The 23,437-nt window shown below is 38.6% G+C and carries 24 protein-coding genes; 10 read left to right on the top strand and 14 right to left on the bottom strand.

Annotated features, from left to right (window positions below; genetic code table 11):
* Nucleotides 1-14 precede the first annotated feature (14 nt).
* Genes ASC84_RS20540 through ASC84_RS20525 form a run of 4 tightly spaced genes read right to left on the bottom strand, consistent with a single transcriptional unit; the run spans nucleotide 15 to nucleotide 2,982 of the window.
* Entirely contained in the window at nucleotides 15-581 is a 567-nt protein-coding gene (locus ASC84_RS20540) for a Maf family nucleotide pyrophosphatase (RefSeq protein WP_056518065.1), read from the bottom strand.
* Entirely contained in the window at nucleotides 569-1,066 is a 498-nt protein-coding gene (gene mreD / locus ASC84_RS20535) for a rod shape-determining protein MreD (RefSeq protein ID WP_004717415.1), read from the bottom strand. Before mreD ends, ASC84_RS20540 begins: the two co-directional genes overlap by 13 nt.
* Nucleotides 1,053-1,910, bottom strand: a complete 858-nt coding sequence (gene mreC, locus ASC84_RS20530; RefSeq protein WP_004717416.1) for a rod shape-determining protein MreC — start codon at nucleotides 1,908-1,910, stop codon at nucleotides 1,053-1,055. Before mreC ends, mreD begins: the two co-directional genes overlap by 14 nt.
* 31 nt (nucleotides 1,911-1,941) lie before the next feature.
* A complete protein-coding gene (locus tag ASC84_RS20525) occupies nucleotides 1,942-2,982 on the bottom strand; it encodes a rod shape-determining protein (protein ID WP_004717418.1) in 1,041 nt (346 codons plus the stop codon).
* Nucleotides 2,983-3,116: 134 nt separating this feature from the next.
* On the opposite strand from ASC84_RS20525, the gene gatC reads away from it, so the two are divergent.
* From gatC to ASC84_RS20505, 4 genes are all read left to right on the top strand, one after another.
* The gene (gene gatC / locus ASC84_RS20520; protein ID WP_004717422.1) at nucleotides 3,117-3,431 is read left to right on the top strand and encodes an Asp-tRNA(Asn)/Glu-tRNA(Gln) amidotransferase subunit GatC; all 315 of its coding nucleotides are present in this window, start codon (nucleotides 3,117-3,119) and stop codon (nucleotides 3,429-3,431) included.
* Between the two features lie 52 nt (nucleotides 3,432-3,483).
* The gene (gene gatA / locus ASC84_RS20515) at nucleotides 3,484-4,962 is read left to right on the top strand and encodes an Asp-tRNA(Asn)/Glu-tRNA(Gln) amidotransferase subunit GatA (protein WP_056518062.1); all 1,479 of its coding nucleotides are present in this window, start codon (nucleotides 3,484-3,486) and stop codon (nucleotides 4,960-4,962) included.
* Nucleotides 4,962-6,443, top strand: a complete 1,482-nt coding sequence (gatB, locus tag ASC84_RS20510) for an Asp-tRNA(Asn)/Glu-tRNA(Gln) amidotransferase subunit GatB (RefSeq protein WP_056518060.1) — start codon at nucleotides 4,962-4,964, stop codon at nucleotides 6,441-6,443. The genes gatA and gatB overlap by 1 nt, the downstream gene beginning before the upstream one ends.
* Before the next feature lie 358 nt (nucleotides 6,444-6,801).
* Nucleotides 6,802-7,272 (top strand): hypothetical protein, encoded by a 471-nt coding sequence (locus ASC84_RS20505; RefSeq protein WP_056518058.1) that lies wholly within the window; start codon nucleotides 6,802-6,804, stop codon nucleotides 7,270-7,272.
* 182 nt (nucleotides 7,273-7,454) lie between these two features.
* On the opposite strand, the gene ASC84_RS20500 is transcribed toward ASC84_RS20505, so the two are convergent.
* The 4 genes from ASC84_RS20500 to ASC84_RS20485 all read right to left on the bottom strand — a co-directional run bounded on the left by ASC84_RS20500 (nucleotide 7,455) and on the right by ASC84_RS20485 (nucleotide 9,585).
* On the bottom strand, nucleotides 7,455-7,862 hold the full coding sequence (locus ASC84_RS20500; protein WP_056518056.1) for a PIN domain-containing protein: 408 nt from the start codon (nucleotides 7,860-7,862) through the stop codon (nucleotides 7,455-7,457).
* The gene (locus tag ASC84_RS20495) at nucleotides 7,859-8,110 is read right to left on the bottom strand and encodes a DUF6364 family protein (protein ID WP_056518055.1); all 252 of its coding nucleotides are present in this window, start codon (nucleotides 8,108-8,110) and stop codon (nucleotides 7,859-7,861) included. Before ASC84_RS20495 ends, ASC84_RS20500 begins: the two co-directional genes overlap by 4 nt.
* 167 nt (nucleotides 8,111-8,277) lie before the next feature.
* Nucleotides 8,278-8,772 (bottom strand): DinB family protein, encoded by a 495-nt coding sequence (locus tag ASC84_RS20490; RefSeq protein WP_056518052.1) that lies wholly within the window; start codon nucleotides 8,770-8,772, stop codon nucleotides 8,278-8,280.
* Between the two features lie 291 nt (nucleotides 8,773-9,063).
* Nucleotides 9,064-9,585: a hypothetical protein gene (locus tag ASC84_RS20485; RefSeq protein WP_056518050.1), complete on the bottom strand. Its 522-nt coding sequence runs from the start codon at nucleotides 9,583-9,585 to the stop codon at nucleotides 9,064-9,066.
* 377 nt (nucleotides 9,586-9,962) lie between these two features.
* Between ASC84_RS20485 and ASC84_RS20480 the strand changes: the two genes are divergently transcribed.
* Entirely contained in the window at nucleotides 9,963-10,955 is a 993-nt protein-coding gene (locus tag ASC84_RS20480; protein WP_056518048.1) for a putative solute-binding protein, read from the top strand.
* Nucleotides 10,956-11,009: 54 nt separating this feature from the next.
* On the opposite strand, the gene ASC84_RS20475 is transcribed toward ASC84_RS20480, so the two are convergent.
* The 3 genes from ASC84_RS20475 to ASC84_RS20465 form a co-directional block, all read right to left on the bottom strand.
* Nucleotides 11,010-12,041: a hypothetical protein gene (locus tag ASC84_RS20475; RefSeq protein ID WP_056518046.1), complete on the bottom strand. Its 1,032-nt coding sequence runs from the start codon at nucleotides 12,039-12,041 to the stop codon at nucleotides 11,010-11,012.
* 268 nt (nucleotides 12,042-12,309) lie between these two features.
* Complete coding sequence (locus tag ASC84_RS20470) at nucleotides 12,310-14,382, bottom strand: M13 family metallopeptidase (RefSeq protein WP_056518042.1); 2,073 nt, start codon at nucleotides 14,380-14,382, stop codon at nucleotides 12,310-12,312.
* 242 nt (nucleotides 14,383-14,624) lie between these two features.
* Nucleotides 14,625-15,509, bottom strand: coding sequence for a LysR family transcriptional regulator (locus ASC84_RS20465; RefSeq protein ID WP_056518041.1), 885 nt, complete (start codon nucleotides 15,507-15,509; stop codon nucleotides 14,625-14,627).
* A 164-nt stretch (nucleotides 15,510-15,673) separates the two neighbouring features.
* Here ASC84_RS20465 and ASC84_RS20460 point away from each other — a divergent pair, with 164 nt between their 5' ends.
* A complete protein-coding gene (locus ASC84_RS20460; RefSeq protein ID WP_056518038.1) occupies nucleotides 15,674-16,255 on the top strand; it encodes a chromate transporter in 582 nt (193 codons plus the stop codon).
* A gap of 6 nt (nucleotides 16,256-16,261) precedes the next feature.
* The gene (locus tag ASC84_RS20455; RefSeq protein WP_004823357.1) at nucleotides 16,262-16,780 is read left to right on the top strand and encodes a chromate transporter; all 519 of its coding nucleotides are present in this window, start codon (nucleotides 16,262-16,264) and stop codon (nucleotides 16,778-16,780) included.
* Nucleotides 16,781-16,940: 160 nt separating this feature from the next.
* Here ASC84_RS20455 and ASC84_RS20450 read toward each other — a convergent pair whose 3' ends face one another.
* On the bottom strand, nucleotides 16,941-17,414 hold the full coding sequence (locus ASC84_RS20450; protein ID WP_056518036.1) for a hypothetical protein: 474 nt from the start codon (nucleotides 17,412-17,414) through the stop codon (nucleotides 16,941-16,943).
* A 149-nt stretch (nucleotides 17,415-17,563) separates the two neighbouring features.
* On the opposite strand from ASC84_RS20450, the gene ASC84_RS20445 reads away from it, so the two are divergent.
* The 3 genes from ASC84_RS20445 to ASC84_RS20435 all read left to right on the top strand — a co-directional run bounded on the left by ASC84_RS20445 (nucleotide 17,564) and on the right by ASC84_RS20435 (nucleotide 21,018).
* Complete coding sequence (locus tag ASC84_RS20445) at nucleotides 17,564-18,142, top strand: DJ-1/PfpI family protein (RefSeq protein ID WP_056518033.1); 579 nt, start codon at nucleotides 17,564-17,566, stop codon at nucleotides 18,140-18,142.
* Nucleotides 18,143-18,338: 196 nt separating this feature from the next.
* Nucleotides 18,339-18,527, top strand: coding sequence for a hypothetical protein (locus tag ASC84_RS20440; RefSeq protein ID WP_056518031.1), 189 nt, complete (start codon nucleotides 18,339-18,341; stop codon nucleotides 18,525-18,527).
* Nucleotides 18,528-18,762: 235 nt separating this feature from the next.
* Complete coding sequence (locus ASC84_RS20435; RefSeq protein ID WP_056518029.1) at nucleotides 18,763-21,018, top strand: TonB-dependent siderophore receptor; 2,256 nt, start codon at nucleotides 18,763-18,765, stop codon at nucleotides 21,016-21,018.
* 97 nt (nucleotides 21,019-21,115) lie between these two features.
* Here ASC84_RS20435 and zigA read toward each other — a convergent pair whose 3' ends face one another.
* Nucleotides 21,116-22,342, bottom strand: a complete 1,227-nt coding sequence (gene zigA / locus ASC84_RS20430; RefSeq protein ID WP_056518207.1) for a zinc metallochaperone GTPase ZigA — start codon at nucleotides 22,340-22,342, stop codon at nucleotides 21,116-21,118.
* 305 nt (nucleotides 22,343-22,647) lie between these two features.
* Nucleotides 22,648-23,406 carry a D-Ala-D-Ala carboxypeptidase family metallohydrolase gene (locus ASC84_RS20425; protein ID WP_056518027.1) on the bottom strand — a complete coding sequence of 253 codons (759 nt, stop codon included), beginning with the start codon at nucleotides 23,404-23,406 and terminating at the stop codon, nucleotides 22,648-22,650.
* Nucleotides 23,407-23,437 lie beyond the last annotated feature (31 nt).

Genomic DNA, 23,437 nt, shown 5'->3' with positions numbered 1-23,437 from the left:
GTTAATTTAGTGCCTCAACTGCGCTGATCTATACGATCAAGTAACTGTATCGTTTCATGCAACGGTAGCCCAACCACATTGCTATAACTACCATTTATACCTGTCACATACTTTGCTGCAATACCTTGAATTGCATATGCGCCAGCTTTCCCCAAAGGTTCGCCTGTAGCCCAATATTCTTCCATATCATTCAGACTGAATTGTTGGAACTCAACTTCCGTACGAACCACGACACTCAATAATTGATATGCATTTGCAACGCAAACACCTGTCAACACTTCATGTTTTTGACCTGACAATAATGTCCATATTTCAAAAGCATGCTGCTTAGATGTTGGTTTCCCAATAATTTGATTGGCAAAAACCAAGCTTGTATCTGCTGCAATAACAGTGCTTTGCGGATGCAACGCCAATACCACTTTGGCTTTGCTTTCAGCCAAACGTTGGACATACTGCTCAATCTGTTCGTGTTCCAAGACAGATTCATCAATATCTGGGCTGTGGATGCTAAAATCCAAGCCCACTTGTAAAAGCAGCTCTTTACGCCTTGGCGAGCCTGAGGCCAGAATTAAATGCGCCATCTTCTTAATAAATAATAAAGAACTGGCCAGCAAAAAATACTCGAAACCAATGTTTGCCAATGACGGGTAATCGAAAAATGCGTACCAGCCATCACTTGCGCCATAAAGGTAAAGACCAAATGCGCGAGGATTGCAAACATACTAATAATCCAAAGATTACTAAATGTCAGTACACGTCTTTCTCGAATAAAATAGCGAGTTAAAAATGCAATCAGCACATAGCTCAATGCATTCATCCCCAAAGGTGCATCTAACAATAAGTCAGTAAATAGCCCCATGGTAAATGCAAACCAAATTCCACACCATGTAGGCTGACACAGCACCCAAAATAGCATGATTAAAAACATATACAGTGGCCGCCATCCTGCTAATGCATAGGACATCGGATAAACCACTAAAATTGAACCAATAATAATTGAGACAACAATAATCCATAATGGATCTTTACGTTGCTTTTCAGAAGGTAATTTCTTAGCGATCAACATTTGGCTGCTCCATCGCTAAAGAATCAGAGAAAAGTACCACAACATGATGACCACCTGCTAATTGTGCAGCTGGAACCACATCAATTTGCGCAAACTCACCCGTGTTATGACGCATGACTTTAGATACAGAACCGACCAAATAGCCTGCTGGGAAATGTTGCCCCAAACCTGAACTATAAACTTTATCACCCACTTTGATATTGGCACTTGTTGGAACATATTCCATTTTCAAATGTCCTAAATCACCAGTACCCGTCACGATGGCGCGCATACCTGAGCTTTCTAAACGTACAGATAAAGAATGTTCTTTATCGGAAAGCAACATGACACGGCTACTATGTGGATAGACGTTGATGATTTGCCCCATGATTCCTTTATCATCTAAAACAGTTTGCCCAACTTTTAAATGATTGGCTTCACCACGGTTAATGATAATGATATGACGCAATGGGTCAGCATCGGTTCCAATCACTTCTGCAATTTCCATACGTCCATCGATAATCAATGGCGTATCGAGCAAACCACGTAAACGGGTATTTTCAGCAGAAAGTTCAGAGAGTTTTTGCAGACGTACTTGAGCCTGAAGCAATTCAGCTTGCATCGCGGTATTTTCACGACGTAACTGAGCCTCAGATTTAGTTTGTTGATTTAGCCATTCTTTCGACAATACAGGATAGCTTGCTAAGGCATAAATTGGATTATATGCCGCATACAAGACATCTCTTGCAGGTTGAATCACTTGTGGCATGCGCCAGTTAAAAAACAGCACTACCAAACAAGTGATGACCGCAATGATGAACGAGCGAAAAGATGGCGGTTGTCTTGAAAAGAGATTCGGTTGCACCGCCTCATCCTTAAACTTAATCGAGTATAGTTTAGCCTACAAAAAGCATATCATGGTTTGGATTGTCAAAGAATTCTAAGACTTTACCGCCACCACGCGTTACACAAGTTAAAGGATCTTCTGCTACAACAACAGGTAAACCTGTTTCTTGAGCAAGCAACTTATCTAGGTTACGTAGTAATGCACCGCCACCTGTCAACACAATACCACGCTCCGCAATATCTGAAGATAACTCAGGTGGAGTTTGCTCAAGTGCCGATTTCACAGCAGAAACAATACTTTGTAATGGATCAGAAATCGCTTGGGTAATTTCATCTGAAGTTACCGTAATAGCACGCGGTACACCTTCAGCAAGGTTACGACCACGAACTTCAATTTCTAAAGTTGTGCCGTCAGCAACAGCCATACCCACTTCTTTTTTGATAGTTTCAGCTGTTGTTTCACCAATTACACAACCATGTGCTTTACGTACATAGTTAATAATTTGTTCATCAAAAACATCACCGCCAATACGTAAAGAATCTGCGTACACACAACCTTGTAAGGAAATGATGGCAATTTCAGTTGTACCACCACCCACATCTACGACCATAGAACCACACGCTTGCTCAACAGGCATACCCGCCCCAATCGCAGCAGCCATAGGCTCTTCAATCAAACGTACATCACGTGCACCTGCGTTAAACACAGCTTCACGAATCGCACGGCGTTCTACCAATGTTGATTTACATGGTACACATACCACTACACGAGGTGCAGGTGGAAATAAACGTTTTTCATGCACTTTACCAATAAATTGATTTAACATGGTTTCAGTAACTTCGAAATCTGCAATAACACCATCTTTCATCGGACGGATTGCAGAAATATTGGCTGGGGTACGACCAAGCATTTGCTTAGCATCTAAACCCACAGCTGCAACAATTTTCTGCGAACCACTGTGACGAATCGCCACAACTGTCGGTTCGTTTAATATAATGCCCCTTCCTGGTGCATAAATAAGTGTATTTGCAGTACCTAAATCAATGGCTAGATCTGGCGAAAACAAGCCAATTAGTCGTTTTAGAATCACGGGTCGTTCTCAGTTTAAACTTTATATGGACGCAAGATGGCAACTTTAACTAAATGTGATGATTTGAACAAGTCAATCGCTTATTATAACGCACGATATTTTGAATTTTTTTAAAACTGATTAGGTGAGACATCATGTCAAGTTCAGATGTTCAGCATTCTGCAGAATTAAATGCACAAACTGTATCGCAAATCGCCAATCTTGCTCGATTGTCGCTGAATGATACGCAATCTGCTGAATATGCTCAAAGTTTAAATAAAATCTTAGGGATGATGGAGACCTTAAAAGCGATCAATACCGATGGTGTTGAGCCACTTAAGAGCCCATTTGATAATCCGCAACCACTTCGTCCAGATGTCGTGACTGAAGCGAACCATCGTGAAGAATATCAAGCCATTGCTCCTGCAACTCAGGATGGTTTGTACCTCGTTCCGAGAGTGATTGAATAATATTTGATCAAATGAACTTATTTTAAAAAATTAATCGTAAAGAATTGTACTCATGACTGATTTACACCGTTTATCGATTCGTGAAATGACAGAAGGCTTAAAATCTGCCCAATTTTCATCTCGTGAATTGACTCAGCATTATTTGGACCGTATTGCGAAAATTGATGATCGTGTCAAATCGTATGTAACGGTCACTCCCGAACAAGCATTGGCTCAAGCTGATGCTGCTGACAACTTACTAAAATCTGGAACTGCTGGCATATTAACTGGTGTTCCACTGGCGCATAAAGATATTTTCTGTACCCAAGGGATTAAAACCACTGCGGGTTCAAAAATGCTGGACAACTTCATTTCACCTTATGATGCAACTGTGGTGGCGAAAGCCAAAGCAGCTGGCCTAGTGACTTTAGGTAAAGTGAACATGGATGAATTCGCAATGGGTTCAACCTCTGAAAGTTCATTCTACGGCGCGACTAAAAACCCATGGAACTTAGAACATGTTCCAGGTGGCTCTTCTGGTGGTTCTGCGGCTGTTGTTGCGGCTGATCTTGCACCGCTTGCAACAGGTACCGACACAGGTGGTTCAATTCGCCAGCCTGCTTCTTTCTGTGGCTTAACCGGTCTTAAACCGACCTATGGCCGTGTCTCTCGTTTCGGGATGATTGCATTTGCGTCATCACTGGATCAAGGTGGCCCAATGGCACGTTCTGCTGAAGACTGTGCCTTTTTGATGAACACCATTGCTGGACATGACCTCAAAGATTCAACCTCAATCAACAAAGAAGTGGATGACTATGTTGCAAACTTAAATGCAACAGCAGTGAAAGGTTTACGTATTGGTATTCCAAAACAATACTTCAATGTTCAAGGCCTCGATGCAGAAGTTAAGGCACGTGTTGAAGAATCTTTGAAAAAATTGCAAGACATGGGCGCGACATTGGTTGAGATTGACCTCAACATGACTGAAGCCTATGTACCAACTTATTATTTGATCGCGCCTGCGGAAGCGTCTTCTAACTTGTCACGTTATGACGGTGTTCGCTATGGCTACCGTTGTGAAAACCCAACGGATATTTTAGATCTCTATAAACGCTCTCGTTCAGAAGCGTTTGGTGCAGAAGTACAACGTCGTATCTTGATTGGAACTTATGCGCTTTCTGCTGGTTATTACGATGCTTATTATGTGAAAGCACAAAAAGTTCGTCGTTTAATCCAACAAGATTTCTTAAAAGCTTTTGAAAATGTCGATGTGATTGCAGCACCATCTGCACCTACGACAGCATACAAAATCGGTGCGAACTTGAGTCCAACCGAAATGTATTTAGGTGATATCTATACACTTGCGGTGAACTTGGCCGGCTTACCAGCCATTAACGCACCTGTTGGTTTTGATACGAATAATCTCCCAGTAGGTTTACAGTTAATTGGTAACTATTGGTCAGAATCACAATTACTTTCAATTGTGCATCAATATCAACAAAATACAGATTGGCATACTAAACGTGCGGCTATTGCTGAGGAGAATGCATAATGACTGAAGCTCAAAAGTTAGCACCTTCCGTGTCAAAGCTGATTGACGGTTGGGAAGTCGTTATTGGTATTGAGATTCACACACAGCTTGCAACTCAGTCTAAAATCTTTTCAGGTTCATCAACTGAATTTGGTCAAGATCCGAATACGCAAGCCAGCCTTGTTGATTTAGCAATGCCGGGTGTACTTCCTGTGCTAAACCAAGAAGTGGTTGATCTTGCAATTCGTTTTGGTTTGGGGATTGATGCCTATATCGACCAAGCCTCTGTATTTGCGCGTAAGAACTACTTTTACCCAGACTCGCCAAAAGGCTACCAGATCAGCCAGATGGACAATCCTATCGTTGGGCTAGGTCATATTGATATCCAGCTTGAAGATGGCACAGTGAAGCGTATAGGCGTGACTCGTGCGCATTTGGAAGAAGATGCAGGTAAATCGATTCACGATCAATTCGAAGGCATGTCTGGCATCGACTTAAACCGCGCTGGCACACCTTTACTTGAAATCGTGTCTGAACCTGATATGCGTTCAGTTGAAGAAGCTGTTGCTTATATCAAATCGATTCACACTTTGGTGCGTTGGTTAGGGATTTCTGACGGTAACATGGCTGAAGGTTCATTCCGTGCTGACTGTAACGTATCATTACGTCGTCCGGGGCAACCATTTGGTACCCGTTGTGAGTTAAAAAACCTCAACTCATTCCGTTTTATCGAACAAGCCATCAATGTTGAAATTCAACGTCAAATGGACATCTTGGAAGATGGCGGTCGTATTGATCAAGAAACCCGTTTGTTCGATCCGAACAAAATGGAAACACGTTCAATGCGTTCTAAGGAAGAGGCCAACGATTACCGTTACTTCCCTGACCCTGACTTGCTTCCAGTGATCATTGCAAATGAGCAAATCGAAGCTGCTCGTGCTGCACTTCCTGAGTTACCTAAAGCGCGTCGTGCGCGTTTTATCGCAGACTTTGCTGTGACCGAATATGATGCACATGTACTGACTCTATCTCGTGAATTGGCTGACTTCTATGAAGCGGTTGTTACGGCTTCTGGTGGTGCGGCTCAAGGTAAAGTTGCTGCAAACTGGGTGATGGGTGAATTCTCTGGTGCTTTAAATAAAGCCAGCCTTGAACTTCAAGACTCTCCTGTTTCAGCAGAACAACTGGGTGGGATGATCGCACGTATTGTTGACAATACCATTAGCGGTAAGATTGCCAAGCAAGTGTTTGGCTTTATGTGGGAAGAAGGCAAAACTGCAGATGACATCATTGCTGAAAAAGGCTTGAAACAGGAAACTGATACAGGTGCCATTGAAGCCATTATCAAAGAAGTACTTGCTGCCAATGAGAAGATGGTTGAAGAGTATAAGTCTGGTAAAGAGAAAGCATTCAACGGTCTAATCGGTCAAGTGATGAAAGCCTCTCGTGGTAAAGCCAACCCTGCTCAAGTCAATGATTTGATGAAGAAATTGATTGGTTAAGCTGATTTAATTTTAAAAGAAAACCCGCTTTAGAGCGGGTTTTCTTTGTTTAAAGCGTTGGTATGTTTAGCTTTTTAAAAATTTGGTTATATTCAAATCTATTATTTTCTTTCAAAATTTTTTATCTGGGAAAGCACCCTCACCCCAGCCCTCTCCCATAGGGAGAGGGAGCGTCATCTGATTTTAGTCATGTTATTAATCTTATACTTTTTACGAGTTAATAAGCATAACGAGGCAAAGAGTCATTTTATCTTCACTATTACTTTTTTATTTTCCAGAAACAGTTACACTTTCAAAAGAAATCTTTGCTGTTATTACTTTAAAAACATTAATCTACTGCTCAAAATTCAAGGTCAAAATGAAAATATCTATCCTAACTCTCTCAACACTTGTCCTTTTCACAACTACAACTTTCGCAGAAACGAAAGTTAATGTTCCTTCAAAAGAAGCCAGCTTGATTTTTAAAGCAGCAGGTTTTGCAAAAACAAAGCATGGTTGGGAAGGAAAATGCGAAACGGGTGAAATTACTGTATATCGGGATTTAAATAAAGATGGGCTAAATGATGCTGTTATTTCAGACTACAGCAGTATGTGTTATGGCAATACAGGCGTGGGATACTACCTTGTTTCACAACAGAAAAATGGGAAATGGAAAACTATTTTTGAAAACGCGGGTATACCGACTTTTCTAAAAAGCACAGGCAAAGACGGCTGGCCTGATATTGAAAATGGAGGTCCAGGTTTATGTTTTGCGGTATATCGTTGGGATGGTAAAAGTTATGAGGTAAATCGCTATGAGTATCAGGGTAAAGCCTGCTCATTAAATTAAGCCAACCTTACTTTAAACCAAAGCATTAAAAAATATTGATTGGTTAAGCTGATTTTATTTTAAAAGAAAATCCGTTTTAGAGCGGGTTTTCTTTGTTTAAAGGATTTATATGTTGAGTTTTTAAAATTTGGCATACATTTAAATCTATTATTTTTCTCATTTTTTTATCTGGCAAAATACCCTCAGCCGATAAAAGCACTCGGTAAAATAACACTTATTTCAGCAAATTTATAATCCTGAATATTTCTCGTCACGATTTTGCTACAACCAAAACTCAACGCAGAAAAATATTGAATTGCATCTTCAAAATCAGAAAACTTAGACACCAACGCTTGTGAAATCCCAACATGATCAACAGGGATAATCACCAAGAATTTTAAAAGTTGTTGAATAAAAAGACGCGCTTTCTCATCACCTCCCAACTTACGCAAAATATAATAAATATTGGCAATACTGTTCGAAGAAATGCACCCTGTAAAATGCCCTTTCTCACACAACGCTACAACAGTTTGACTTGCCTCAACAAAAGGCTGACGCGCTAAAGCCACATCCAAAATTACATCAGAATCAATAAATATCCGCTCGCTCATTTATGTTTTTCCATACGAGCCTCAGAAAGCAATGCCTTATAATCTTGCCCTTGATCTTGAACGGCAAACATCCCAGTCAAACTTCCAGTAATAGGCGCTTGAACATCACTCGAAATTTCAGTGTGTGCTGAAATACGATCTAAATAAGCTTCAACCAAACTCGAAACACTCTGCTCATGTTCCTGAGCATAAAGTTTCGCCCGTTCAATCACTTTTTTATCTATAGATAAAGTCAATTTCGCTTGCATAAGATTTCACCTCATACGTATCATTTAATTAATTATACGTATTGGTTAATTTTTAACAATTAAATTTTAAACAAATCAGACAAGGATTGATTTCGCATACCTAACTTATTTCTAATATCAGAAAGCAAAAATCACCCGTCATTTATAAATTATCAAATTATAAACTATCAAAGCGCTCTACGCTCAGGTTCATACTGATGAATAAAGACCGTATATGTATCGGCAGGATGAACCACCTGAGCATGATGTAAAGCATGCGCGATATTGCCTCTATGGTATGTCCCATGATTGATGATATGAAAGAGGATTTCTTCTATTGATAGGCTACCCGTTTTTTTATCAATAAATTGAAAATGAATAATTTCTGCAAGTTGATCCGATTGAATATTTTGTACAAATTCAATAAACCATAAATGTGATGCAGCAATTCGATGTTTAAGTTCATCTAAGGCGAGTAAAAATTCTGTATTGGTTTGGCTGTGCAACGCTTTTGTGTTTTCTAGCCGAGATCTAAATAACTCTTCGACAATGATCATATGATTGAATTGTTGCTTGGCAAAATTATAATCTTCTAAATATTGCACTTGATCAATTTGATCTATGGCTTTAAATAAACGCTGATCTGACCATTGTTTATATAAAAAGAGTTTTTCAAAATTCATTAAATTGACCTAAAGTTTTCTTTGAATCAAATCATCAAGATAGCATGCAAACACTAAAAAAACCCAATCTTTTAAATACCCTCAATCACCAATTTTTTACAGACCAAAACTCAATCTAATTTTAACAATGTCACTTTAAACAAGCTTTCTTGATGCATTCATTCCACTCCCCAAACCCTTTCAATAGTAAGAGGAGCTTCGTTGAAATTTCTATAATGACTTCTATTGAGTCATGAAGATTCCCACTCCTTTAAACAGATAAGAAGTCTTGCTCCGTAAAGGTAAAGTGATTTATGGACGAATCACACCCAACTTATTCCAAATATCAGGGGTTAAAAAAGTCATCACCAATTTATTTAAGTCGATATAACGCAATACACCCTGCAACTGTTTTTTCACTTCAGGGTTTTTAATAATATCTTCGCCTGTCGTACGCCCTAACTCTTGGAAACTGTCACCTACTGCTTGCACACCTTCAGCTGCAATCACTGCTTTGGTCTGTGCGGAACACTGCTCTACAATCACACGTTGTAAAACCTGAGCAAACTTTTGATCGAGTTGCGTTCTTTGTGCATCACTGACATTACTCAATGCTTTTAGATCGGGGTGTGTAGATAACGCAGCAAAGGTCCACTGCAATACTGTAGTTTTATCTGTTGCCGTGGTTGCTTTTACCAAACAATCACTGAGTTGATCGACTGTTGGCCCTGCGACAGCAAATTGTGCTGTTCCCATTAATGCCGTCGCCATAAACACAGAACGACCCATATGGGAAAATTTAGAATGCATTGAGGAGAAAATTTGGCGTGACATAAACAAAGTCCAATTCGAAATTAAATCCTTTGTATCACAAGCGCTACCTGTTCGCCTGTTATGACTCTGTAAACAACCTATACTGAAAATAATCTTATTTGCTGAGCTAAACTGGATTCAATATTTATGTTGTATTTAAAATAGATAGCTTTATAGATTAAAACTAAAATACTTTCTTAATCTGTCATCTAGCTTAAACTAATTAAAGATCTAAAAAGACCAATATCACATGAATCAAATCTCAATCAATAATCCACACTCAAAAACCTACATTTGTTGGGTTTATTGACACAAAAAACAATCCTCATGGTCATTAGTTCATCAATAGCACATACGTTTTAATAAGATATGCCATAACTGTTTATAGGGAAATATATATGAAAATGGTTCAAGCTCTCACAATAACTACTTTATTCGCACTTTCAATGCCTGCTTTTGCAAAGCAAGTTGTATGTGTTTTTGATCCGGTTGGTAAAGCAGGTGATGCATATGCCCTAGCTAAAGATTATGCACTTGAAGCAAAAAATTGGGGTGCTGATATAGATTTAAGAGCCGTTACTGACGAAAGGCTCGCAGCAGAAGACTTAAAAGTGGGTAAATGTGATGGTGCAATTATCAGTGGTTTACGTGGTCGCCAATTTAATAAATATATTGGCTCCTTAGACGCGATCGGTGCATTAACGGATATGAAGACAGCCATTTCAGCTTATAAATTATTATCTTTACCCCGAGCAGCGGAGAAAATGGTCAATGGTCCTTATGAAATTGCAGGATTAGGTACAATTGGCCCAGCATATCTATTTGTAAATGACAAAAATATCAACACATTAGCAAAAGCTGCTGGTAAAAAAATTGGGGTGTTCCGTTATGACGAAGCGCAACCAAAATTGGTTCAACAAGTGGGCGCACAAGCTGTTTCTGTTGATGTCACCAGTGCAGGCGCTAAATTTAACAATCATGAAATTGATATCCTTCCTGCACCTGTTGTTGCATTTAAACCTTTTGAGCTCTATAAGGGCCTAGGAGAAAAAGGCGGCATCGTAAAATTCCCACTGACTCAAATTTCGGCCAATTTTATTATTCGCAAAGACAAATTCCCTCAAGGCTTTGGACAAAAATCTCGAACTTGGGTCGCGAGTCAATTGGGCAGAACATTTAACATTGTAGCCAAATATGAAAAAGAAATTCCTGCAAAATATTGGATGAATATTCCTGCCAATGAACAACTGAACTATATCAAAATGATGCGTGAATCTCGTATTGCACTGACTAAATCAGGTATTTATGATCCACAAATGATGAATTTCCTCAAAAAAGTTCGTTGTAAAGAGAATCCGAGTAGTTTTGAATGTTCATTGAATGATGAATAACGCTTTTAATTTATTCGGGTGTTTCGCTCCATTGAGATGAAACACCCTATTCCATTATTTAATCTGCTTTAGCATATGTTTGGCAACTGCATGATTTTGATTACCCGCCAAATTCTGCAAAATTCGTTTAGCTCGATCTTGCGGATTAGAAAAACGCTGACTATAACTTGGCACATTGGTTAAACATCTTGCCACCAATACACCTGACTCAGCATAGACATTAATTCCACTTGTTCCATGCAAGCGCCCATAATTATAAGCACGTTCAGCATTGTTACAGGCATTGATCTGATTTTGTCCACGTCCTAACTCTTTACGCGCAGAAATATATAATTGCATCTGTTGTGACTGCGGTGTCGTTATTGTTTTTTCAGGCTGAAGCTTTTCTTTCACTTCCTCTGCAACTGCGGCGACTGGCTTTTTTTCTTCCACGACTTTAACAGGGGAAGTTTTTGCTACGCTGTTAACAGTAGCATTTTTTGAATTGTTCGTTTTTATATCAATGTTTTTTGTATCACTGCTTTTTGAATGACTATTTTTAGATTTCTTTTCTTGGGCAACTGCCGCCATATTGCTTTTGTTGTTATAGAATTTATTAAGCTGATCCAAAGATAAAACTTTGGTTTGCAAATTTACAACTCGAGTTCCAGTTTGGTCGAGTTTACGTTCAGATAAAGGTTCGATGGATACATACCATTGCTGACCATTACTTTCAGTACATTGGTATGCACCGATCCCCTGTTTAACACTGCTATAAGTATTTAATAATTTTTTTGCCCAAATATCCTTAACAGAACTCATTGTGCTTTTTTGCACTTGAGAAAAATGACCACCTTTGGCATTACAATAACGGCTTAAGTAACTTTTCGGTGTTAAAGACTGCACCTGCTGATCGCTTTGTTTTGATCCCCAATCATAAACATATTCTTTAGATGCACTATTGTTTTCATTAATATTATGCTTATCAATGAGTTCTTGAGCAGAAGCATATTGTTTAAAAGCGTCTGATGTTGATGTATTCATGGTTGTACAACCCTGCAATACAAAACCTACCCCACCCAACAATAAGAATGTTTTTAAATTCACCTGACATTTCTCAATTATATTTATGCATAAAAATATCTTAAAATGTTCAAAACAACAAACTTATTACATTGAATTTATTGACTATTTATCGAAATAAAGTGATAAGAAAATCACAAAAAAAAAGATTAGAGATAATCAATTAAGTTAAAACTTAAAAAGCTCTATCTAGACATCTATTCCACTGCCATTTATTTATACAACATGTGAAAAAAATATAAAAAAACCTGCCAAGTCTTGATACAGCTTGGCAGGCTTTTAGGTTAGATAATTACCAAATGGTCACGCGTTTATTGGCAGGTAAATACATTTTATCGCCCTGCTGGATATGAAAAGCATCATAAAATGGCGCTTGATTTAGCAAGGTGGCATTGCCACGAACTTTATCAGGTGAATGCGGATCTCTTTTTAAGAATTCAACTTGCATTGCATCAGTAATTTTAGAACGCCATGCTTGTGCCCAACCAATATAAAAGCGTTGTTCACCTGTTAAATTATCCAACACTGGTGCAGCCTTGCCATTTAAAGACAGTTGATAAGCTTTATAAGCAATCGCCAATCCAGAGTTATCAGCAATATTTTCACCTAAGGTTAACTCACCATTGACATGATAGCCTTTGATTGGCTCATAAGCGTTATATTGAGCAACCAATGTATTGGTTTTTTCTTTAAATTTTCGATGGTCTTCTGCCGTCCACCAATTTTTCATATTGCCCAATTCATCAAACTGACTGCCTTGGTCATCAAAGCCATGACTGATCTCATGTCCGATAATTGCACCAATCGCACCATAGTTCACCGCATCATCGGCATCCATATCAAAGAATGGAGGTTGTAAAATTGCTGCTGGAAAGACAATTTCATTTAATGAAGCATTGTAATACGCATTGATGGTTTGCGGTGTCATGCCCCATTCATCACGATCAACAGGCTTGCCCAATTTATTCAAGGCATATTGATGTTCAAATTCACGTGAACGGATCACATTACCAATCAAGTCATTATTTTTGATTTCTAAAGCTGAATAATCACGCCATTTGTTTGGATAGCCAATTTTCACCGCAAAACTTGCCAACTTTTTCTGCGCCTGAACTTTCGTGGTTGGGCTCATCCAATCCAGTTTGTCTATGCTTTGAGAATAAGCTTTCATTAAGTTTTGCACCAAGACTTCCATGCGTTGTTTTTTCTCAGCAGAAAAATACTTTTTCACATAAATCTGGCCCAAACTTTCACCTAAAGTTCCCTCAACCAATTGCACACCACGCTTCCAACGTGGTTTCTGCTCCTTAATTTCTCTGAGCTGTTTGCTATAAAAATCAAAGCTATTGTCTACGAAAGCTTGACTAAGCAATGATGAAAAATCACTAACTAAATGAAATTTAAAATAAGCTTTCCAAACCTCTAGTGAGGTATTGTCAACAATTGGGCTTAACCCTTTGAAGTAACTTGGTTGAATGACTTGTATGGTTTTAATCTTATCGGACAACTCTTGTTTTTCTAGATAATTTTGCCAATCAATTTTTGGACTAAGTTTAGCTAAGTCTTGCGTTTTATAAATATTATAGAGTTTTGTTACATCACGGTTTTGAACATTACTCCATTGTATCTTGGCGATTTGCGTTTCTAATTTTAAAATCCCTTGCGCATGCTGGGCGGCTTGCTTGTCTCCAGCTAGGGTTAAAGTTTTTTCAATATACTTTAGATATTGCGAACGGATTTTCTTAAATTTGGCATCATTTTTTAAATAATAATCACGATCAGGTAACCCTAAACCACTTTGCCCAAGCATTGCCACCATTTCAGTTGAGTTTTTCATGTCTTGGTCAATACCCACATCAAAAGGGCTGGTTACACCAATACGTGAAAAATGTGCGGCCAATTGCGCAATATCTTTTTTGCTTTTCAATGCATCAACATTGGTAATTTCCGCTTGAATCGGCTGAATACCCAATGCTTCAATACTTTTTTCATCCATAAAATTGGCATATAGACTTGCCACTTTTTGCTCTGAACTTCCTTCCACCAATTGCTGTTTTGAAAGCTCATCGACAATATCATGCAATTGTTTTAATGATTCTTCATGCAAAATATCAAAAGTTCCCCAACGTGATTTATCTGCAGGAATTTCGGTATTTTTCAACCATCCTCCATTTACATGTTGATAAAAATCATCATTTCCTTTTACATTTTGATCAAAATATTGATGATCAATCCCCGATTTTTTTTGATCTTTCACAATAGCTGAAGTGGTTTGAGTGATTTGCCCTGTTGTTTCAGCCCATAGTGGTGCAGATGACAACATGATTGCAGATGCTAAAACACTTTTTACAAATCCAAGTTTCAAAGCGATATCCTCAATTCTATTTCTAAGGTTTGAATTTAAAACAATAATAGTAATCTTGAGCTCAGACTTTATGTGTAGCAAAAATGCAATGATTCACTGATTTTGTTTTTAAGATAGAATTTCAAAGCATAAAGTATTCCGAAACAGCTTAACCTAGATCTTTAATCACAGTGAACAGCTCAAATATTCAAAATATATAAATCCACTAATTTAGCTTAAGCTTTAGCAAGTCAACCTATAAATTAAGCGAGCAAATTTAAAATATGTTTTAAACGGATATTTTCAGCATCTTGCTTATAGACTGCATAAATTGGTGCAATACACGGCGTATCTGCTTTAAGCGCTTTGTAAATAATTTGCTTGTTCCAAAAATCTCGAATGGCCTCTGGAACAATCGACAAACCAATCCCTGCTGCAATCAAATTTAAACTCGACGTTAAACGTGGAGCTTCTTGAACGATCTTTGGACTAAACCCAGCCTGATAACAGCTGGCCAAAATATTATCAAACAAGTCTTGTCCTGCTAAACGGCGATACAGTACAAAATCATAAGGCTCTAAATCAAGTAATTGGATGGCATCAGGATGTTCGGTTAAGGGATGGTTATTGGGCAATGCCACAATTAAAGGCTCATCAAGTATATGCAAACTGGTGAGTCCCAAACCAATCGGCGCAGGCTTACGCAAAAAAACGATGTCATTCTTTTCATTGATAATCGAATCAATCAATGAGCTACTGCCATCTTCTTCCAAATGAATAGACACCGCTGAAAATACTTCACGAAAATTACGCAGTAAAGCAGGCAAAAAGGAATGTAAACCGACTGAGTTGGTAAAACCAATATTGATTTGCCCTTCCAAACCTTTAGAAATATTTTGCACGCGTTTGGGAATAGCCTGTGCATGCGCAAGTATGGTAAGTGCCTCTTGGTATAAGGCCTTACCCGCTTCAGTTGCTTCTACGCCACGCGGTAAACGCTTCAATAAATCTGTGTCTAATTCATCTTCTAAGTTTTTGATAATCCGTGTTAAAGGCGGTTGCTGCATATTCAGACGTACCGCTGCCCGAGAAATATTACTTTCCTCAACCACAGCCACAAACGCATTAAGCTTATGAATATCAATCATCTTTTCGCCTCAATATCGATCTTTTCATTTTTATCGTGCTAATTCATGTTTAAAGCATACTTTTTAGGTATGAATAACAGCAAAAATAGCATTTTTCTTTATAACTCAACAAGCAGATAATCATATTCAAGCCAAGTACATCACAGCAAATTGAAGAGGTCTAAATGAATACTGAAGCAATCCCAATGGAACAATCCATGACCACACCCAATTGCAAAGCATTATTTTTAGGCTTTATGAAACTTGGCCTCATGGGATTTGGTGGGGTACTCCCTCTCGCACATCGTTTAATTGTAGAAGATCAGAAATGGTTAACATCTGAAAAATTTACCGACTTGTTGGGTGTCTGCCAAATCTTACCCGGTGGGAATATTGTAAATATGGCAGTGGCGATTGGTTATGACTTTGCTGGAGTAAAAGGCGCGATTAGTGCGGTATTTGGTCTTATGCTGGCCCCGACCATTATTGTTATCTCGTTGTACCAGTTATATAGCAGTTTTCAAGATATCCCAATGGTACAGCACATGATTCAAGGTTTAGCTGCCGCTGCTGCAGGTCTACTGTTTGCTACAGGTTTTAAGATGTTAAAACCAATTATGAAAAGTAAGCTGACCTATTTCACCATTATCTTGACCATTATTTTTATGCTGTTGATTAAATTGGCCTTGGCACTGACGCTGTTGATTTTAATTACCGTGAATATGGCAGTTTTAGCATTTAATCAAACTAAAGTGACTCAGGAGTAAAATAAGATGTATGTTCTCATCGCACTGACTTTAGTGTTTACTCAACTGTCTTTATTGGCCTTTGGTGGCGGGAATGCGATCTTACCTGAAATGCAACATCAGGTGGTTGTGATTCACCAATGGATGACTGCTGAGCAATTCAGTTCTATGTTTGCAATGGCGCAAGCTGCACCAGGTCCAAACATGATGATTGTTCCCTTGGTGGGATGGCATGTCGCAGGGCCTATGGGACTGATCGTGACGTCTTTTGCAAAGTTTGGTCCGTCTTCAATCATCACCATTTATGCACTTAAATTTTGGAATAATTTTAAAAGTCATCCACTTCGGGCGAAATTTGAAAAGGCGTTAAAACCTATTACAGTCGGTTTGGTTTTAGTCAGTGCTTGGATTATTGCCCAAGCCTCTGCTCAAAATATTTTACTGATCGCAATCGTCGCCATCACCATTTGTCTAAGTCTGTTTAAGAATGTTCACCCAGTTTGGTTAATGGTGATTGGTGCTGGTACAGGCGCTTTAATTCTATAGATATTGATTAAGACCACCTACGCAGGTTCATTCATAAAAATTCAGTCAAGACATCTCCCCCCCTCTATGCCGTGTATCACACAAAGCAAAGAGGGAGAAAACTTATAATGTAATATGAGATTTAAATCGCGACTGCACTATATAGCTTAATTTATCTATTTTACTGCTGGTTTTCTAAATCACGTTCACGACAAGAAAGCTCATAATATTCTGCTGTTGGTAATGCTTTCAGTTTAAAACCATAATAATTACTGGTATCTGATTCTACTTTGCTTAATGAACACTGGTTGGTTTTGGCAAATTGAGTCAAGAGTTTCATATCACTCTTTTTAGCTAAAACAGCTCCCCAACCCTCACTGACACAACATCCAGCATACTGTGTCATATATTCGTCTGATAGCAGTGCAACCGTTTGCCCCATAAATTGAAGCGGTTTTTTTAATTGATATACATCATTATAGTCATTTCTTGAAATATCCGGTTTTTTATTGATTAGCCCCTGCTTCTGCATCTTTTTAAAGCTTGGAAACTGTGCAGATGCCTCGCCCATTCCTCTATACACTGTTTCTTCTACCGCAGCATGGCTGCTCATAGCAGCAGTCACGATCACTAAACCCAATAGATACTTTTTCATATTTTTCTCATTCATCACTGAATACAATTTTTATTACAGTTAAGTCTGTTAAATTAAGACTAAAGCCGTATAAATTCAACTTAAAACTGCAACTAGAGCATGCTATTTTACATGAAATAAATCATAAAATTTGAACAAAAGGTGTAAAAATGTCTAAACTAATTCTAATGTTAGTGGGTGATTATGTTGAAGATTATGAAACCATGGTTCCTTTTCAGTTCCTCACTGGATTGGGCTATAGCGTTCATGCAGTTTGCCCTGATAAAAAAGCTGGCGATACAATAGCAACAGCGATTCATGATTTTGAAGGTGAGCAAACCTATAGCGAAAAGCGTGGTCACAACTTTGCAATTAACTATGACTTTAACCAAGTCAACAGCGACAACTACGTTGGATTAGTGATTCCGGGTGGTCGTGCACCTGAATATTTACGTATGAATGATCGAGTAATCGAAATTGTTCGCGAGTTTGATGCGATTAAAAAACCAATTGCCGCTGTTTGCCATGGTGCGCAACTGCTTGCCGCAGCCGATGTATTAAAAGGACGCTTATGTTCCGCTTATCCTGCATGTGCCGCAGAAGTTAAACTTGCAGGCGGGCAATATGCAGATATTGCAGTCACTGAAGCAGTCACAGATGGACACCTGGTAACAGCGCCAGCATGGCCAGCGCATCCAGCTTGGTTAGCCCAATTTGTTAAAGCGCTTGGTGCAACGATTACTTTATAAAATTTAAAAATGTCTAAGCTAAGTTTTCCGCTGAGAGAAAACTTAGCCTTATACAACAGTGAAACTTTAAAAATGTTTAGGCTACATAAAGACCTATCAATGTTGCGTTTTTTAACGCTGTATCTCAGCAAAGCTCATTGAGCTATGCAATAATTATTTATAGAATTTTTTGTTCAAACAATAGGTTAGTATAAAAGTGGAAATCATTGAATTACTCCAACCCGTTACCTTAAATAAAGATGATTTAGAACCGATTACCATTGAAACAGGGACTTTATTAAAGGTACTGATGGTGAACGCATCCTCATATCTTATTGGTGATGAATCAGGTGTTTCGTTTCTGGTTAATTTCTCAGAAGAAAACCAACAATGGAAAATGATATAAGCTTTCAATTCGGGATCAGGATAAAGCTCAGTCAATAATTAATCATCGTGATAAATAAAATACAAGACTACCCTTCTAGTACTTATCTTGCAAAATCAAAATCTTAAGTTTACTGCACCTGCTAAATTCTGCATTTAGACTATTCATAAAAAAGTTTAAAAATTATGTTTTATTTGTATCTTTTTGTATATTAATTGATAATAATAATGATTCTTATTTACTAATTTCTATTCTTATGGACAATCTACGTAAACAAACGGCATTAAACATTGCAATAAAATCAATTCTTATTTGCAGTGCTATTTCCCATAGTGCCTTTGCACAAGAGCAAAAAAGTAATGAAGCGAATGCTTCGGTACTTCCCACCATTACAGTTAAAGCAGATGCTCAGGATGAAAAAACTGAGGGAAGCGGAAGTTTTAAAGCAAAATCCTCAAGAAGCTCATCAAAATTAAAATTATCTTTAAAAGAAACACCACAATCTGTAAGCGTGGTCACCCGTGAACAAATTGAACAACGCGGGCTGACCATTCTGGATGATGTTCTTGCCGCAACACCAGGCGTTACTGCCACTAAAAATGACAGTGAACGTTCTAACTACTATTCCCGTGGTTTTCAAATTACCAATAGGCAAATTGATGGTATGCCTGTAGGAGACAATGCTCCCCGCTTTGATAGTTTTTTCTTTGACCGAGTTGAAGTGATCAAAGGTGCTTCTGGCTTAACTGGTTCAACAGGCAGCCCTTCTGCAACCATCAATATGGTACGTAAGCGTCCTGAAAAAGAGTTTAAGGGCAATGTCAGCACAACTTATGGCTCATGGGACAATACCCGTGTTGAAGCAGATGTATCCATTCCACTGACTCAAGATGGCAGTGTTCGAAGTCGATTCATGGCAGCGTATACTGATAAAGAATCCTATATGGATCGTTATAAGCTCAAGTCAACAGCCGCAATGGGGATCATCAGTGCAGATTTAACCCCAACAACAACAGCCTCAGTCGGGTTTCAATATCAAGACAACGACCCTAAAGGCTCAACGTGGGGAACAGTACCATATTTCAATGCTGATGGAAGCAAAGCAAATTTTTCGCGAAACTTTAGTTTATCTGCGGACTGGAGTTCAATTGCCCATACCGATAAAACCGTTTTTGCCGATATTGAACATACTTTTACCAATGACTGGCTGGTTAAAGCAGCGATTGCCCACAGTACCTCGGATAATAGTTGGATTGTGGCTTATGGTGGTAGTGGCTTTCCAGACCCAAACACAGGTAAAGGCTTAAGTCTATGGAGTATGGTCAGCCCTTATGCTGAAAATAAAAAACTCAATTTAGATCTTTATGCAACAGGGCCATTTCAATTGTTAAATCGCCAACATGATTTAATTATTGGCTATAGTGGTTTTAAAGGTGAAAGCACTTCATTGGGTGTGAAAAGTGATCTTAATGACTCCCCACCTCCTTATCCTGCAGCTATTCCAGATTATCGAGAATGGACTGGCAATATTAAAAAACCCACTTATGAAAAAAATGGTGCAGGTAGTACCAATACCACAGAGCTTTACGGGGTATATTCAACTTTACGTTTAAATCTAGCTGACCCGCTTAAGTTAATTTTGGGCGCACGTTATAGCTCATATGATTACAAAGTCGATAAATGGGATCCTAAAGCCCCGGTTTCTCCTACAAAGCCACGTAACTTTGATCAATTGGTGCCTTATGCAGGGATTTTGTACGACATTAATGATACTTATACAGCCTACACTAGCTACACCAATGTATTTAATCCATCCACTAAACGAGATCGTTTCGGCGATTATCTAGATCCTGAAATGGGAAGCACTACAGAATTAGGGATTAAAGCAGATCTATTGGATGGTAAGTTATTGACCAGTGCTGCTTTATTTTGGTCAAGTGTCAAAGACCTTGCTGTAGAAGATGTTGAATATCGTGAAGGTGTAAAAAATGGCACTATTCCAAAAGTAGATGAGATGGATACTGCATATATGTCATCGGGCAAAGGACTTAAAGTCAATGGCTTTGAGTTAGAAGCCATTGGAAAGTTACAGGAAAATTGGAATCTTAGCTTTGGCTATACTTATGTCAATAGTGTGAGTTCTGCAAATGCCGATGCTTTAAGCAATATTCCTCAAAACCAAGTAAAGTTATTTAGTAGTTATACCCTTCCAGCGAACCTCTGGGCAGGTTCAGAAAAGCTAACATTAGGTGGTGGATTGAATTGGCAAAGTGAAATCTCACAAGAATGGGGGGGAGCTCCTGCAAATGCCTATAACGATGGTGTAGTCACACAAAAGGCCTATGTATTGGCCAATGCTTTTGCCAGTTATAAGTTAAGTGATGAACTGACTGCAAGTGTGAATATCAATAACTTATTTGATGAAAAATACTATTTAAATGTAGGTTTCTATAATGGTGTTTATTGGGGGGAACCACGTAATGTGACTTTCACCTTAAGAGCGAAATTTTAATAAAATATAAAGCCAAGCATGAGCGTATAATTAAAAGCGCTCATGCTTGCAAGTATTTTCAGCAATGCTTTGGCTGAATTAAATGGATCATAATGAATTAATGGCTAGTGATAGAATCAGTCCACCCACTAAAAGGATTTTCAAACTCTTGCCATTTTTCTGCGCCTAACGCCATTTCATCATCGTTTAATAAACAATCATCAAATTGACGAATAAGTTCAGATTGATCCATCTGCATCCCAATCAACACGATTTCTTGTCGTGCATCACCTGTTTGAGCATCCCAGCTTTGTTGAATTGCATCTCGACTTTGTTGATCCGTAGGCCAATGTTCGTCTGGCACTGCTGCCCACCAATATCCAGCAACACCATGGCGTGCCATCGCCCCTGCTTGAGACCAAGATCCAGCAAACTCGGGATTTGAGGCTAACCAAAAAAAGCCTTTGGAACGGATTACGCCTTTCCATTCGGAGTTGATAAAATCAAAAAACCGTTGTGGGTGAAAAGGTCTGCGCGCTCGATAAACAAAATTATTGATTCCATATTGCTCTGTTTCAGGCGTATGCTCACCTCTTAATTCCTTTAACCAACCCGGAGCTTGTGCCGCTTCGTTAAAATCAAATAGCTTGGTATTTAACACCCGATCAAGATTCACCTTGCCAAACGCAGAAACTTCAATTTTTGCTCTTGGGTTTAAAGACTGCAAAATGCCAAATAATTTTTCCAGCTCGTCTTGATCAATCAAATCTGTTTTATTCAATACAATCACGTCACAAAACTCAATTTGATCAATCAGTAGATCAACAACATTTCGCTCATCTTGTTCACCTAATGATTCACCGCGCGCTTGTAAGCTATCCAGCGAACTATAATCTTTTAAAAAGTTATAAGCATCGACCACAGTCACCATTGTATCTAAGCGGGCAAACTCATTGAGAGAAATCCCATTTTCATCTTCAAAGGTAAACGTTTCTGCAACAGGGAGTGGTTCAGAGATCCCTGTAGATTCAATCACCAATTGATCAAAACGCTGATCCTGTGCTAAACGACGCACTTCAACCAGTAGGTCTTCTCTTAAGGTACAGCAGATACAACCATTACTCATTTCGACTAGCTTTTCATCCGTTCTTGAAAGCTCAGCACCACCCTCTCGAACTAAAGCGGCATCAATATTGACCTCCGACATATCATTCACAATCACTGCAATTTTTCGGCCTTCGCGATTGTTTAAGATATGATTGAGTAAGGTGGTTTTTCCAGCCCCCAAGAATCCAGAAAGCACGGTGACGGGAAGTTTTTGCGGAGTGGCTAAAAGAGTATTCATTGGCATTCTCACTTTATATTTTTGTGTTTTCATATCGAGATCGACATGAAAATACTGACTGAATAACTCCAAACAGATCGCTTTAGAGTTAAATTTTAGCTGTGCTTGCACATACATTTTCAACACTGCAATTTGATGATTCGGTTTTAATCATTCGGTGATGATTACAGCGTTTTTCCAGATCCTATAAATCTAAGCTGAGGATTAAAAAACATCAGGATTTAGATTGTTTAGTGGCAGATAAACATGTGTCGCTTGAATTTCTCGTATTAAAAGTTGTCTGATGTCACTGATGAAATTTGACTTCATGGCGATTCACTCACTTTTTTATTGTTGCCAATTAAAGCGTTATTGATACATGGTGATGAGCTATAGCGATGGTCTGCACCCCAAGTACGAAAACCTGCACTATCAATATGAATCTGTCCTGATGCATAGACGCCTAAGCCCATGTGAAGTTCCTCACCAGAATCCAGCCAAAATTGACATAATTTTGCTTTGCGCTCTTGAATCATCAGCTGTTGGTTTAAGTCCGGATTTTCATCACCAATACGAAAATCTAATGCGGCATTAAAAATATGTTTGGAGGAAGCAGCGCCTTTTGCACACTGATTAAGCTTGAAATTTCGATAGACAGAAGTCACGCTAAACTGGCTTAAAATTTTTTCATCCACAAGACGATTTAAAATTTTTAATGTTGGCACAATATTGCCCCACAGCTCTTGTGGCGGAACTTCAAATTCAGATGCATCACATTGTTGCCAATCTCTGGCTGTTTGTAAAAATTCAAAAATAGGAATATAAGCAGAAATACCTTGTTGCTTTAAAAAGCGCTGATAGGCCTGAACGCTTTCAGCATTATTCGGTTCACTAAGCCATTTTAAATAAGCAGGCGGCAGATTTTTTCCTTGTTTTAAAATACCTTGCTGCTGAGGAAAGCCTGCTTTTAATGGCACTTGTGGTGACGTTTGCTGAACTGTACGCATAGCATGAATTGTATTTGAGTTGTTATGACTACATGCAGAAAGGCAGAGTATGAATCCGATCAAATATTTTTTGTTCATCTCAATTTGCAATGATCTCATAGCGTAAATT

This window comes from Acinetobacter sp. Root1280, assembly GCF_001425285.1.
GTDB lineage: Bacteria > Pseudomonadota > Gammaproteobacteria > Pseudomonadales > Moraxellaceae > Acinetobacter > Acinetobacter guillouiae.
The sequence above is the reverse complement of the archived record's forward strand: the minus strand, read 5'-3'. Positions and strand labels throughout refer to the sequence as shown.

Excerpts from the sequence above, each read along its gene's own strand:
- ASC84_RS20540 (WP_056518065.1), bottom strand. The coding sequence starts at position 581 with ATGGCGCATTTAATTCTGGCCTCAGGCTCGCCAAGGCGTAAAGAGCTG.
- mreD (WP_004717415.1), bottom strand. The coding sequence starts at position 1,066 with ATGTTGATCGCTAAGAAATTACCTTCTGAAAAGCAACGTAAAGATCCA.
- gatC (WP_004717422.1), top strand. The coding sequence starts at position 3,117 with ATGTCAAGTTCAGATGTTCAGCATTCTGCAGAATTAAATGCACAAACT.
- gatA (WP_056518062.1), top strand. The coding sequence starts at position 3,484 with ATGACTGATTTACACCGTTTATCGATTCGTGAAATGACAGAAGGCTTA.
- gatB (WP_056518060.1), top strand. The coding sequence starts at position 4,962 with ATGACTGAAGCTCAAAAGTTAGCACCTTCCGTGTCAAAGCTGATTGAC.
- ASC84_RS20505 (WP_056518058.1), top strand. The coding sequence starts at position 6,802 with ATGAAAATATCTATCCTAACTCTCTCAACACTTGTCCTTTTCACAACT.
- ASC84_RS20500 (WP_056518056.1), bottom strand. The coding sequence starts at position 7,862 with ATGAGCGAGCGGATATTTATTGATTCTGATGTAATTTTGGATGTGGCT.
- ASC84_RS20495 (WP_056518055.1), bottom strand. The coding sequence starts at position 8,110 with ATGCAAGCGAAATTGACTTTATCTATAGATAAAAAAGTGATTGAACGG.
- ASC84_RS20490 (WP_056518052.1), bottom strand. The coding sequence starts at position 8,772 with ATGAATTTTGAAAAACTCTTTTTATATAAACAATGGTCAGATCAGCGT.
- ASC84_RS20485 (WP_056518050.1), bottom strand. The coding sequence starts at position 9,585 with ATGTCACGCCAAATTTTCTCCTCAATGCATTCTAAATTTTCCCATATG.
- ASC84_RS20480 (WP_056518048.1), top strand. The coding sequence starts at position 9,963 with ATGAAAATGGTTCAAGCTCTCACAATAACTACTTTATTCGCACTTTCA.
- ASC84_RS20465 (WP_056518041.1), bottom strand. The coding sequence starts at position 15,509 with ATGATTGATATTCATAAGCTTAATGCGTTTGTGGCTGTGGTTGAGGAA.
- ASC84_RS20460 (WP_056518038.1), top strand. The coding sequence starts at position 15,674 with ATGAATACTGAAGCAATCCCAATGGAACAATCCATGACCACACCCAAT.
- ASC84_RS20455 (WP_004823357.1), top strand. The coding sequence starts at position 16,262 with ATGTATGTTCTCATCGCACTGACTTTAGTGTTTACTCAACTGTCTTTA.
- ASC84_RS20450 (WP_056518036.1), bottom strand. The coding sequence starts at position 17,414 with ATGAAAAAGTATCTATTGGGTTTAGTGATCGTGACTGCTGCTATGAGC.
- ASC84_RS20445 (WP_056518033.1), top strand. The coding sequence starts at position 17,564 with ATGTCTAAACTAATTCTAATGTTAGTGGGTGATTATGTTGAAGATTAT.
- ASC84_RS20435 (WP_056518029.1), top strand. The coding sequence starts at position 18,763 with ATGGACAATCTACGTAAACAAACGGCATTAAACATTGCAATAAAATCA.
- zigA (WP_056518207.1), bottom strand. The coding sequence starts at position 22,342 with ATGAATACTCTTTTAGCCACTCCGCAAAAACTTCCCGTCACCGTGCTT.
- ASC84_RS20425 (WP_056518027.1), bottom strand. The coding sequence starts at position 23,406 with ATGAACAAAAAATATTTGATCGGATTCATACTCTGCCTTTCTGCATGT.